Source organism: Vibrio sp. 05-20-BW147, from assembly GCF_013369385.1.
GTDB classification, from domain to species: domain Bacteria; phylum Pseudomonadota; class Gammaproteobacteria; order Enterobacterales; family Vibrionaceae; genus Vibrio; species Vibrio floridensis.
In genome coordinates this window covers 115798-128544 of the sequence record NZ_SZTO01000001.1, presented here as the reverse complement: position 1 = coordinate 128544, position 12747 = coordinate 115798, and the positions used below count along the sequence as shown (strand labels likewise).

Sequence of the window (12747 nt, the reverse complement as noted above, 5' to 3'; positions counted from 1 at the left end):
TTGTCTTTAGATCAATAAATTGTCGAATATTGTGTTTACAAAAGGCAGAGGGTTTGACTTTTTATTCTAATTTAATGATATTCCATGCTCCTTTAACTTAACGTGAAAACAGACATGTCTCACACACATTCTCATTCGGTTGACGCAGCCGTGAGCAAGAAATCTTGGCAAATGCCAGATACGCTTATTCTGATTTTTATTGTTGGTATTTTCGCAGCCATTCTTACTTATCTTATTCCTGCGGGTCACTTCGACAGCCAACAAGTTACCTATATGGTTGATGGTGCAGAAAAAACACGCACCGTTATCGACCCATCCTCTTTCAGCTATGCCACCGATGAACAGGGCGAACTGGTCTACAACCGTGTGGGACTTTTCGCCTCTGGCGGTGGCATTGGCTTGATGAACTTCCCGTTTGAAGGGCTGGTTTCTGGCTCAAAATGGGGTAGCGCGATTGGCGTCATCATGTTTATGCTGGTGATTGGTGGTGCGTTCGGTGTTGTGATGCGCACGGGTACCATCGACAATGGCATTCTGCGCCTGATCGATAAAACCAAAGGGAGTGAGGCTTTATTCATTCCTGTGCTGTTTTTGTTGTTTTCACTTGGTGGTGCTGTGTTTGGTATGGGCGAAGAAGCCGTTGCGTTCGCCATTATCATCGCGCCTTTGATGGTGAGACTGGGTTACGACGGTATTACCACCGTGATGGTTACTTACGTCGCAACACAAATTGGCTTCGCCACCTCTTGGATGAACCCATTTTCCGTGGCGATTGCCCAAGGGATTGCCGGTATTCCCGTGCTTTCTGGCATGACTGTACGTATGGCGCTGTGGGTAGGTTTCACACTAATCGGTATCGCCTTCACCATGATTTATGCTGCGCGCATCAAGGCCAATCCAGAGTTTTCCTACAGCCGTCGTACCGATGCCTATTTCCGTCAGCAAGAGTTAGGAAGCCATGACTCGCGTTGGAACCTAGGCGATACGCTGGTGATTCTCACGGTGATTGCGGTCACCATTTGGGTAGTATGGGGTGTGGTCGTGCATGCTTGGTACATCCCTGAAATTGCTTCGCAGTTCTTCACCATGGGCTTTGTCGTTGCCATTATTGGTACGGTTTTTCGTCTCAATGGTATGACACTCAATGATGCCGCAGACGCGTTTAAAGAAGGCGCGAGCATCATGCTTGCCCCTGCTCTTCTCGTCGGTTGTGCTAAAGGGGTTTTATTGATTCTTGGTGGTGGCACCACAGATGAAGCGAGCGTTCTCAATTCAATCCTAAACAGTGCTGGCGGGGTGATCAGCGGTCTGCCAGATGTGATGGCTGCGTGGTTGATGTACGTATTCCAATCGGTGTTCAACTTCTTTGTGACGTCAGGTTCTGGCCAAGCGGCACTCACCATGCCATTGCTATCACCACTGTCAGACATCGCGGGAGTTACTCGTCAGGTCGCGGTACTGGCATTCCAACTTGGTGATGGGTTTACCAACGTGATTGTGCCAACTTCAGCCTCTCTCATGGCGACGCTGGGCGTATGCCGCATTGACTGGGGTGACTGGGCGAAATTCTGCTGGCGCTTTATGCTGTTACTCTTTACTCTATCGAGCATTGTTGTGGTCGCAGCGCATTTGATGGGCTTTGCGTAAGCAAAACCGTTTGTTGCAGCCAGTCGGAAAAAAGACGGCTGGGCTTAGCCATCCCAATTGATAAGGGCGAGATCCATTCTCGCCTTTTTTTAATTTTGCTCCAGAGCGATTGAGTGACGCTCGCGAGTGATGACTAATTTGGAGTTTACCGTTTCATGACAACACACTACTTAGATGACGTTATTCAAGGTCACCAAGTAATCCAATCTCTCAACGTGGATGATCTTCCCGCGGGAGAACACAAATTTTGGTTCCGCATTGCAACCAATGCACTTGGTCAGTGGCAACACATGCCTGTCCTCGTTTTCAAAGGTGCCGAATCAGGGAAGAAGTTTGTCATTACCGCCGGTGTTCATGGTGATGAATACAATGGCGTGCTGGCAGCCCAGCAGGTTGCACGGGATTTAGTGGGCCAGTCTGTGGCAGGCTGCGTGACCATCGTACCAACCATTAACCTAACGGGTATGCTCAATCACAGCCGCGATTTTTACTCTGCCGATCCAGATGTTTCTCCTGCGAATCTAAACCGCTTTTTTCCGGGTGACGACAAAGGTAATGAAGCACAGCGCTATCTGCACTCTATTTGGCACCATGTATTAAAGCCCAATGCTGAACTGGCGATCGATTTACACACTCAAACCAGTGGCGCTATCTACCCACTGTATATTTTTGCCGATTTTCGTCTTGCTCAATCATTGGAAATGGCGCGCCTTGCAGGGCCCGATGCGATTTTGAATGATCCTGGCGACGCGGGGGTACTGGAAACAGTATGGAATCAACATGGCATCCCAAGCATCACCATTGAAGTGGGCATGGGGCGTTATACCGAAAGCGACTTGGTTGCTCGCACCGCTTCTGGCATCGCAAATATTCTGAGAAATCATAACGTTATCCAAGGCGATAGCATCGCACCTACACCGGCTTTTGAAGGGCAAAGCGTGACCTCTATTCGCGCCGAACTCGGTGGCTTTATCCTTCCACAAGTGGCGATGATGCAATCGGTCGAACAAGGAGCGCTGCTGGCGATTCAATACGACAGCTTTGGTGATGAAGTTTGGCGTTATCACGCGCCGAAAGCCGGTATCGTGCTCAGTCACAATATTGAATCCATGCGCGCGGCAGGCTCACTTGTGGTGAGATTGATTCACACATAAATCACGCAAAAAGGGCGATTGGCAACACCAATCGCCCTTTTTACCAATCTCTTGTAGATATGCCCAAGTGACTTCAAGATGCCGAATTCAGAGCTTGAGGTTAAACCATCTTTTAGAACTGATAAGCAACATGGATACCTGCGCCATCATGGCTCACCCATGGCAGCACTTGGATATTTTCATCGTAGGCGTCAGTAAAGATCCACGCTGACAGCGTGCCTAAAGCGGCACCTGCGATCACATCACGCCAGTAGTGTCTCTCCGCCTCCACTCTCCCCACGCCAACCAAGGTGGCAATCGTGTAGGCAGGCAAACCCGCCTGCCAACCGTAGCGAATTTGCAGCGTCGTCGCGGAAGCAAATGCATTGGCGGTATGATTGGAGGGAAAGCTATCAAAACCCGATTTATCCGGCCTTTCTTCTTCAATGGTCACTTTTCCCAATAGACCGACGGCAGACGCAGTGCCAATACTCAACCCCGCTTGCCAAAAGCCTTGCCAATCTTCTTTATAAAGTGGCACTGCCGCTGCGGTGGCGACCAAGCCGTACGCTCCGATGTCACTAAACGTCTCCCACCCTTTAGAACCTTGAGCGTAAACAGGCGCAGCACATAATGCGCCTGCAGCAAGCGTTGTTAAACAGCAACGTTTCATGAAATACCTCATCACAAACAAGCTATGTTTGCGCCAAACTGTTCACCAAACCATTTGGGTGACATTGAGAATAAAAAAAAGCCAATCACAATAAGAGGTGATTGGCTGTATATATTTGTGAACAATCAGGTTCACTAACAACGTCAGTTGGCTAGGTGACCCTCGGCTTAAAAAGGGTCAACCTTAATAAAGCAGAAAGCGTGCCAACTTTTAAAACATGCGCCAAGCACCTTATCTGCTGCATTATTAACCAAATGCAGACAAACACGATTCATATTCTAGCAAAACAGATCGAAAAGTGATGCATTTTGCAATTTACATTTCGCAAAATGCAAAGACTCTAAGCAATTCTTTGGTAGGAAATCACGAATAGTTGCTCAATACCTGGATAGATAGCCTGTATCACCGACTTTAACTCTTCTAATGTCATGTTTTCTTGCTCAGCATGAAAGGCGTTCAACGCTGAAAATTGAATTGGTTCGACACTCAATATCTTGAGACGGCAGAAAACGCGCCCTTCTTCTAACGTGGATACCTCAACCGTCGTCCCAGCAACATAATGGCTTTCTGATTCATCCCGAATGGTGATGGTTTTTTTATCCGCTAAAATGTCGGATTCAAAACGTGAAAAAAACGTCATAGTGGTTGGAATGCTCATCGCTACCTCATACATCATTGTTCTACGATACGTATCAATTTATGGCTTGCTCACTGATCCTAAACTCACGAGACCTCTTTTGGATCGAGTGGTTAATGTTTCAGCGATGATACACATCAAGCCAAACCAAATTAAACCAAAGCTGATCATTTTCGTTTGATCAAACAGCTCACCAAATATCACGACCGCTAAAATAAACTGCAAAGTGGGTTCAATATATTGCATCAAACCGATATTGCTCATATCGGTACAACGAATTGCAATGGAGTAAAAAATAAGGGGAGCAATTGTTACTGGGCCACTACCTAAATAAAACAGCAAGGTTTCAATATCGGAAGATAAGGCCACCGCATCACCTAGCGAGTGTTTATACATCATATAGACTAAAGCAAAAGGCATTAGCAGCAGTGCTTCTAAAAATAACGTAGTACTCCAATCGAAAGCTACTTTCTTTTTGCAAAATCCGTAGAAAGTAAAAAACACCCCCATCGTAAGCGCGATGTAAGGAACCTCACCATAATCCACCACTTGGTAAGTTAAACCGAGCGTTGCAAAAGCAATAGCCAACTTTTTACCGAGCGAAAGAGACTCTTTCAGAATAATGACCCCTAAAGCCACCATCATTAATGGGCTGATAAAAAAACCAAGGCTGGCATCAATTACGCGATCATGGGTCAGTGCCCAGGTGAAAGTTGACCAAGAAATGCACATCAATAGTGAAGCAATCAAGGTAAACAGCAACGAGCGCTTATCCGTCATCACTTGATGAAAGTTAGGCCAGTGCTTGGTCATGATCCAGACTAAGACAACCCCCACGGGAACAGACGCGATTATGCGTAAGGCGAGCAGCTCATCTGTGGCAGCCGATGGCAAAAAGCGATAATAAATGGGTGTTAACCCCCAAATCAAAAAGGAGATTGCAGCCATTAGGTTGCCATAACTGCTGGTTTTCATAAGTGCTCTATCGCATAAGTAGAAAGCAGCGATTCTAACGCTGTGATGCGTATTGTTAAACTGTTTTTCATGGGTACTTTGTGATTGACATTTCATTTGAATATAAATCAATCACCATTAAATCGGGATTAAATATACATTTAATAACTCAAATAATTCCCATCAATTATCCATTGATCCTATTTGTTATTTTTCGAGAAATTAATTCCAAAACGAATTAATTAATTCGCACTCTCTTATGTAACCTCCTAAATTACGTTCGACATCACACATAGGCAAACCATTTGAAAGAATGGGACGCAAAGCTTCCGGTCTGTCGGCGTAAAATCCAACACAAAACACCTAAGATAGCGGGGCCGCCACTCTCGAGAGAGAGTGTTTGAGCTAAAGATTCAGGGAGTTTCCCCCTCTCCGGCGTCTTTGGCAATAACATGCGTATGCTGTGGTCGATACCCAGAGCACTCTGGATAAAGTCAGCACAAAAAAAGAGTATGTTATGAAAAAACAACCCACTTACACCATGCTTGCCATTGCTATCTCTGTCATCAGCGGTAGTGCGATGAGTCATGGCTATGTTTCAGCAGTAGAGAATGGCGTGGCCGAAGGTCGTGTTGCGTTATGTAAATTTGCCGCTTCTACAGGAGAAAAAAACAGCCATTGTGGCGCCATTCAATATGAGCCACAGAGTGTAGAAGGCCCTGATGGTTTTCCGGAAAGTGGCCCACGCGATGGCAAAATTGCCAGTGCAGAGAGTGCCCTTGCCAGTGCGCTGGACGAACAGACCAGCGATCGCTGGGTTAAACGCCCGATTCAAGCCGGCCCACAAAACTTTGAGTGGACGTTTACCGCAAACCACGTGACCAAAGATTGGAAGTACTACATCACAAAACCCGATTGGAACCCAAATCAACCATTAGCTCGCGCATCATTTGATCTCACGCCTTTTTGTGTGATTGATGGCGGTATGGTGCAGCCACCAAAACGTGTCAGTCACAGTTGTAACGTTCCTGAGCGCCAAGGTTATCAAGTGATTCTTGCGGTTTGGGATGTGGGTGATACTGCTGCCTCTTTCTACAATGTAATCGATGTCAAATTTGACGGAGAAGGCCCTTCGCTACCAAATTGGAGCCAAGGCGGTCAGATCAACCCGACCATGAACCTGAACGTCGGCGACACTGTATTTACACGGGTGTTTGACCATAACGGAGAGAACGTGGCCTACCGTACGACGCTCACTATCGACAGTCAGGCGCTGACGGTCGCAAACAACTGGTCTCACGCACTGGCCACTAAGATTAACCAAACCCAAAGTGATATCGCATCGGGCCAGTTGAATGAGCAGAACCAGTTTGTTCCCGTTTATGGTAGTAACCCGATTTATCTCAAACAAGGTAGCTCTCTAGAACGCGTCGAAATCGGCTATAAAATTGAAACGCCGGTACCGGAGTACGATGTGACTGTCTCTGGCCTCGCGGACGAGTATCTGGTTGAGGACGAATCCGTTGCCTTGCAGTTAACCTTGGACGCAGTGGGTGATATCTCAGCAGAGCTGACCGTTTACAATCACCACAAAGAACCATTGGCGTTCGAAACCGTTTCTATGAAAGATGGTGACACACAAGCGGTAACACTAACACTCAGTAAGTCCGAAGCTGGTCATCATACGTTGGTGTCAAAGGTCAAAGATCACAATGGCAATTTACAAAAGCAGCAAAGCTACGATTTTATGCTGAAAGAAGAGCAAACGCCGCCTCCAGGCAACGACTATGATTTTGTTTTTCCACAAAGTTTAAGTTCATACACCGCGGGCACCAAAGTGCTAGCCACTGATGGCCACGTTTACCAATGTAAGCCCTTCCCTTACTCTGGTTACTGCATTCAGTGGTCACAAAGCGCAACACATTATGAGCCAGCGGTTGGTTCTCACTGGCAAATGGCGTGGGATAAGCTTTAACCGCTTCACGCTCGCTCACGTCACAAGTAAGAAGCGATGCCTGGGCATCGCTTCTTTTTTATGATGGGTCGACCACAACATCTTTGATTTTAGCACGGCGGCCAGTTGCTCGAGGATTGCTGATCGCCAAATGGTGATTGTAGCCAACAGCGCGTTAGAGTTTATTGAGATTAGAAACAAAGGACTCAATATTTTGCCGTTGGGTATTGGGGTTTAAAAACACCGCCTTTTCTCCGGGTAAAAAAAGACAATGACCAACCTCGTTGTAGTCGGTTCTCGCAATAGAGTCCACCCAGTTGGTTTTGAGATAGCGCCCTCTCCTTGATAGAAAATTACTCCGATGATAAGTGGCACTGGTGACAATGCTTTCCATATACGCCTTTTGCCGAATCAGCCGACGTTCACGATAAAATAGCGCTTGAGGACTTTCTTTGACATCCGGAGGGTAAAGACGGAAGGTGACACAAGGACCTTGATTACTGCCCGACACCACTTTGCAGTTTGGCAACTGAGAAAGTAAGCAACGTAAGTAGTTCGCATTCTGTAGGCCATGGGCAATGAGCGACTGATACCCTTCAATACCTATACTCTCCAGTGCCGAGTACGCTGCAAAAACGCCCACGGCACTACGCGAACATTCTATTGTCGATTGGAGATGCGACTGATTCTTTTGCTGCGGTTCAAAATAGGAGAAGTAGTCAGCGTCTTGTTTCAGAGCGTCCAGATCATGGCCTTCTTTCACAAGAATCATACTCGAGGTATATGGCACATAACCCCATTTTTGAAAATCAATCGTGATGGAATCAGCGTAACGTAACCCTTTCACCAACGAGTGATTGGCTTCTAACCCTTCCAAAGTCGCAGGGTTAATCGAAAGCTCATTGCGCTCAAACGCATAATCACGAAAAAACGACAACGTCCAACCAACTGCGGCATCTACATGGATATGCGGTCGGTAAGATAAACCATACTGCCGACAAAGCCGCTCTCGCGCCAAATAGACCGAGGCAATATCGTCGATAGCAAAGGTATCGGTGGTACCAAACGTGAGTAATATGGTCGGTACTTTTATCTCATTGCGAATGCAATACTCAAACTGACGAGTGAGATCATCAACATCAATTTGATTGTTCTCTTTGACTTTAATTCTTCTCAATTGCTGCTCAATATCCACCCCCAACAATGACAGGTTGGTCACGTTGGAGTAATGCCCCGCTTGTGAGTTAATAAAGAGCAGCTTTTTATCTCGAAATCCTTTGGTAACGGAATCAGGAAAACATTTTCTTAGCCCCAACAGGTAGCCATATAAGTTGCAAAAGGTACCACCTTGGGTGAACAACCCCGTCGCCCTGTGATCATCGTAACCAATTAAATTGGCCATTTGCCTTACCACCACTTTCTCAAGCTCTGTCGCTCTCCCCGCGTATTCACTGTAAACCAAATTGGGATTCGCAATGGTCGCCAGAAGTGCTCCGTGAATTGCCGGATCACAAGGTGTCGATATAACGTTTTCTACCGAGCATGGGTCGTCCCAATTTTTGGTATTACCCGCAGCAAACAATGCCAGAGCTTCAAATGGGCGGATGACCTCACTAGAGTGCCGTGGGATGTAGCTGTCTGCTGTGAGTCGTTTAGACAAGATAGGGTTGTTAGGCTTGGTTCGATTGCGTTTGTGCCCAATTAACTCCGCGATTTCTTTTATCTTGTAGATGGGCCACAAATTGGGATTGCGTGCAAAATATTGCTTCAACAGCTTCTGGTGGCAGTAGTGAAAGTGTTGGGAGACCTGATTATTTTGGATATCTAGCCAAGAGTGAACCATTAGCTTCGTCATGAGGCCGCTCCTTCAAAAGAAACCAAAGCGGGCCATCCTGGCCCGCGCTGTCGTTAAAACGTCTACTTTAACTTGAAGTTGGAGACTAACTGATCCAACTCATGATTAGAATCAGCCAAAGATTCTGTGGCTGAGACGGTTTGACGGCCGCTAGCAACAAGATTGGTCACAATATCTCTGATGGACAACATGTTGCGACTCAACTCTGCTGCTACGGTACTTTGCTCTTCTGTCGCCGCCGCAATTTGCGTGCTGACATCATCAATGTCACGTACCGAACCGCTCATGAGATTGAGGCTGTTGGATACTTCCGACGTTTTGCTCGCCGTGGATTGACACTGTTGCTTAGTGCGTTCCATTGAGGCGACAACGCTGGAGGTTCCATCCAACAGTTTCGACAACATTTCGGAAATCTCCGTTGTGCTGTTTTGTGTGCGAGCCGCCAAAGCTCGGACTTCATCAGCCACCACCGCAAATCCTCGCCCTTGTTCACCAGCTCTCGCCGCTTCGATAGCCGCATTTAGCGCGAGTAAGTTAGTTTGTTCGGAAATCTCACCAATTACATTCAATACTTCACTGATCTTATTGGCATCTTTGTTCATACTCACGATGCGCTCTGACATTTCTTCCACATCATTAACCAGTGCACTCACTGTACTCACGGCATTATTAACAATGGCCAACGATTGCTTTGCTTCCTTGCTGGCACTTTCAGTAATGCGATTAGATTGCGTCACATTTTCCGCCACCGAACGAGCACTTTCGCTCATTTCAGTAATCGCGGTCACCACCTGATCCGTTTCTGCTGAATGGTTAATCAACACCTTTTCATTTTCGACAGCGGTTTGATTGAGCTGCACGATGTTCGCCGAGATATTTTGGCTTGCTTCGGAAACTTGCAACATCATCCCTTGCAAACTTTGCACGAAACGGTTGAAACCTTCACTGATCTGCGCAAGATCATCACCCCCTTCTACCGTTAGCCTCGCTGTTAAATCACCGGAGCCTTTCGACAATCCAAGTACCGCTTTTTTCAGTTTGAGTAGCGGACGATAAGCGTGCTCAAGAGTCAGCACCATCACCACCGCACTGACCAAAAGTAAGATTACCCCAGTCACGATTGCTTCATTTTGTGCCTCTCGAACCCCCGCCAATGCGGTGTCCTGATCGACAAACACCATCAAGGTCCAATATTGGTCTGGGGTTAAGTTGACGCGCTGAAAGTAGCCATCGAACTCAATACCAAGATAAGGAAACTGTAAATGGCCTTGCTGTTGGTTGAAGAAAGCACGTTCCATGTCACTAAATACAGCGCTGACTTGTGAAGGCGTTTTCCCGATATCATTGGGATCGTCGCTGGCGAAAAACACGGCATTTTTATCGGTTAAGGTCGCCGCACCTCCGGCAAAGCGCATGTTACTCACCATTTTAATGATGTCTGACAGTAAGATATCGCCTAACAAAACACCTTGAAACTGACCTTGGTAATAGACTGGCATTGTTGCACTGACGACTTTCTCACCCGTAATTTTATCAACATAGATGTTCGTGAGTTTGGCGCTGTTGCTGCCTTTGGCGCTTTGATACCACTCCCTTTGGTTGAAGTTTTGCTCCGACGTTGTAATGCCAGATTTATGGAGCGACATGTACGAGCGACCATCGTCATACGCCATGATGATGTTCGAGATACCGGCACTCTCAGCCAACATGCGTACAAGATTGACATTCTGCTCATCACTGAGTTGTTTATTGAAATGACGAGCCCCAAACTCAACCGCTTTGAGTTGAGTCGTGACCGCGTGTTTCAGTTCATCAACGTGATAATTGAGTTTATTCTGAGTTTCAGAGATCAAAGATGAGACCATCTTTTCTTTTAGAGAAATGATATTGAGCGTACCCAAGATACCTAACGATAAGGCAACCAATAACGCCACGCTGGAGTAAATACGTGATTTAAAGCCTAGATTCATAGCTCCCCCTATCTATCCGATAGTTAAGACGGTTTATTTTGGGAGCGTCTAGTTCTTAATTTATGTTCGGCAAACACCGTTATGGAACCAAAAGCACACCCAGCCAACTCTATAAACATAGCTAGGGTATGAAGGAATATAAAACTAATTTTATATGAAACTATTTGTTTATTTTATGGAGTACAGTTAAGTCATTAAAAACTCTGCCAAACTGCACCAATGCCACTCAAACCGCAAAGTGTTAAGGCACCAATGCGGATCTGCTCTTTTGGCAAACTTGCTGTGGTCATGAGGGCCAACTTGTATCCCAACCATGCAGCAGGAATCAACGGTAAGGTGATTTTTAGGTGATGGAGGGTAAAGAAACCCGCTGGTATCTGGATCGCAAGTGATATCAGAGAGCTGAAAACAAAAAATGCGGAGAGATTACCGCGCAACTGATTGGCTTCCTGATGCTGAAGCAACAAGGCCATCGGTGGCCCACCAATACCCGAACTGGTGCCAAATAGACCAGAAAAGAATCCAGCTATCGTCATGCGCGTAGGATTGGGTTCCACCCGAAATGGCAACAAACTCACCGCGACAGCAAAAAGCACTAAAATGCCAATCCATAACGCCAAGGCTTGAGTGCTCACCATCACAAGCAGTACTCCACCCGCAATCGAACCAGGAATGCGCCCAATTAAGGCCATCTTTAGGCCGCCAATTTCAACGCTGCTTTTGTGCTTAAACGCATTAAGGATGGAGATAAACAATGCCACCAAACAGATTGGGGCAGGTACATACTCAGGAGCAAGCATAATCAGCAAAGGCGCAGACACAATCGCCAAACCAAAGCCAATCGCAGTTTGCACAAATGAGCCAAGAAAGATCAGTAAAACCGCTAACAACACCGTCGTATCAAACATCTTGACATCTTCCTCTACCGCTAAGCTTGACTGGCATATAAATCGCTTGCGATCACTTTACCGATATTGCTTCCGGTTAACAATCGCTTGTACTCACTTCATCCAGTTCGCTTTGCTTAATACCAATAAAAAGTTGCCCAGTTCGCAGCTCATAAAGGGTAAAGGCACCTTGATATTCCTCGCTTGAAGCCGTATCAATAAACACACTGTTGGAAACTCGCTTTGTACCATCGCTGCGTGTATGGCCGTGTATGGTCAGATCCACGTTTTTCACTCGCTCTGGAGCCGTTTCCGTGATGCGGGTTCTTCCCCAGATCCAGCGCGGGTTATCCCACATGTTACCTTGCCAATCAATCATTTCATTCCAATCCAACGAGTGTGGCTGAGCATGTGAAATGCCAAACCTTCGGTCGTCTTCCAGAGTGAGAGTGATCGCGCTAGGCATCGAAGCAGCGATATCTCGCAACGCTCGTTTTTCATCGTTGGGCATGTGTTGCACCCATTCGTTTCCGTTGCGATTCCAAATAGTGATGAAGTACTCTTCCTTTTCCGAACGAGTCTTTTTTTGCTGCGCATCCATTGCATTAACCATCATCCATTCATGATTGCCCATCACCGCATGAAACCATTCATGTTCTGCGTAATAGCGTAACACCCCTGCAGAATCCGGTCCGCGATCGACAAGATCGCCTACCGAAATCAGCAAGTCACACTGAGGATCAAACTCAACACGTTGAAGCGTGTCTTTCAGTAGCGCGAGTTTGCCATGAACATCACCAACGACATAAATCCGCTGGTATTGACTTCCGTTGATCCACTGATGCCGAAAATCCATTTTCCAATCCTATACAGCCACTCAATGGGCTCGCAGTTTAAAGGATTCTCCCACGTAGGTGTAGTTCAAACACTCATCTAGCAACTTATCTGAGCTGTCACAATGAAATAGCAATGAGAACAAAGACCCTCTATGCGAAGTGGGTGCGAAATCAAAGAAGCACCAAGAAGCAAACACGAGA

At 46.5% G+C, this 12747-nt stretch carries 10 protein-coding genes and 1 riboswitch; of the genes, 3 read left to right on the top strand and 7 right to left on the bottom strand.

Translation table 11 applies throughout. From position 1 onward, the window contains the following. The first annotated feature begins 114 nt into the window (after window positions 1-114). Together yfcC and FC652_RS00595 are read left to right on the top strand one after the other, a co-directional pair. The gene (gene yfcC, locus FC652_RS00600; RefSeq protein WP_080726441.1) at window positions 115-1647 is read left to right on the top strand and encodes a putative basic amino acid antiporter YfcC; all 1533 of its coding nucleotides are present in this window, start codon (window positions 115-117) and stop codon (window positions 1645-1647) included. A 155-nt stretch (window positions 1648-1802) separates the two neighbouring features. Next, a complete protein-coding gene (locus tag FC652_RS00595; RefSeq protein WP_176297082.1) occupies window positions 1803-2801 on the top strand; it encodes a succinylglutamate desuccinylase/aspartoacylase family protein in 999 nt (332 codons plus the stop codon). A 112-nt stretch (window positions 2802-2913) separates the two neighbouring features. On the opposite strand, the gene FC652_RS00590 is transcribed toward FC652_RS00595, so the two are convergent. The 3 genes from FC652_RS00590 to rarD all read right to left on the bottom strand — a co-directional run bounded on the left by FC652_RS00590 (window position 2914) and on the right by rarD (window position 5065). After that, a complete protein-coding gene (locus FC652_RS00590; protein WP_237286276.1) occupies window positions 2914-3453 on the bottom strand; it encodes a phosphatase PAP2 family protein in 540 nt (179 codons plus the stop codon). A gap of 340 nt (window positions 3454-3793) precedes the next feature. Continuing rightward, entirely contained in the window at window positions 3794-4111 is a 318-nt protein-coding gene (gene yqfB, locus FC652_RS00585) for a N(4)-acetylcytidine aminohydrolase (protein WP_176297080.1), read from the bottom strand. Between the two features lie 39 nt (window positions 4112-4150). Beyond that, window positions 4151-5065, bottom strand: coding sequence for an EamA family transporter RarD (gene rarD / locus FC652_RS00580; RefSeq protein ID WP_176297079.1), 915 nt, complete (start codon window positions 5063-5065; stop codon window positions 4151-4153). A gap of 264 nt (window positions 5066-5329) precedes the next feature. Continuing rightward, window positions 5330-5429: riboswitch (cyclic di-GMP riboswitch) on the top strand. A gap of 132 nt (window positions 5430-5561) precedes the next feature. Between rarD and gbpA the strand changes: the two genes are divergently transcribed. Next, a complete protein-coding gene (gene gbpA / locus FC652_RS00575) occupies window positions 5562-7019 on the top strand; it encodes an N-acetylglucosamine-binding protein GbpA (protein ID WP_176297078.1) in 1458 nt (485 codons plus the stop codon). Window positions 7020-7173: 154 nt separating this feature from the next. On the opposite strand, the gene FC652_RS00570 is transcribed toward gbpA, so the two are convergent. From FC652_RS00570 to FC652_RS00555, 4 genes are all read right to left on the bottom strand, one after another. Further along, a complete protein-coding gene (locus FC652_RS00570) occupies window positions 7174-8853 on the bottom strand; it encodes a pyridoxal-dependent decarboxylase (protein WP_176297077.1) in 1680 nt (559 codons plus the stop codon). Window positions 8854-8915: 62 nt separating this feature from the next. After that, window positions 8916-10823: a methyl-accepting chemotaxis protein gene (locus tag FC652_RS00565; RefSeq protein ID WP_176297076.1), complete on the bottom strand. Its 1908-nt coding sequence runs from the start codon at window positions 10821-10823 to the stop codon at window positions 8916-8918. A 194-nt stretch (window positions 10824-11017) separates the two neighbouring features. Next, the gene (locus FC652_RS00560) at window positions 11018-11731 is read right to left on the bottom strand and encodes a sulfite exporter TauE/SafE family protein (RefSeq protein WP_176297075.1); all 714 of its coding nucleotides are present in this window, start codon (window positions 11729-11731) and stop codon (window positions 11018-11020) included. A 76-nt stretch (window positions 11732-11807) separates the two neighbouring features. Then, window positions 11808-12566 carry a metallophosphoesterase gene (locus FC652_RS00555; protein WP_176297074.1) on the bottom strand — a complete coding sequence of 253 codons (759 nt, stop codon included), beginning with the start codon at window positions 12564-12566 and terminating at the stop codon, window positions 11808-11810. Window positions 12567-12747: the final 181 nt, after the last annotated feature.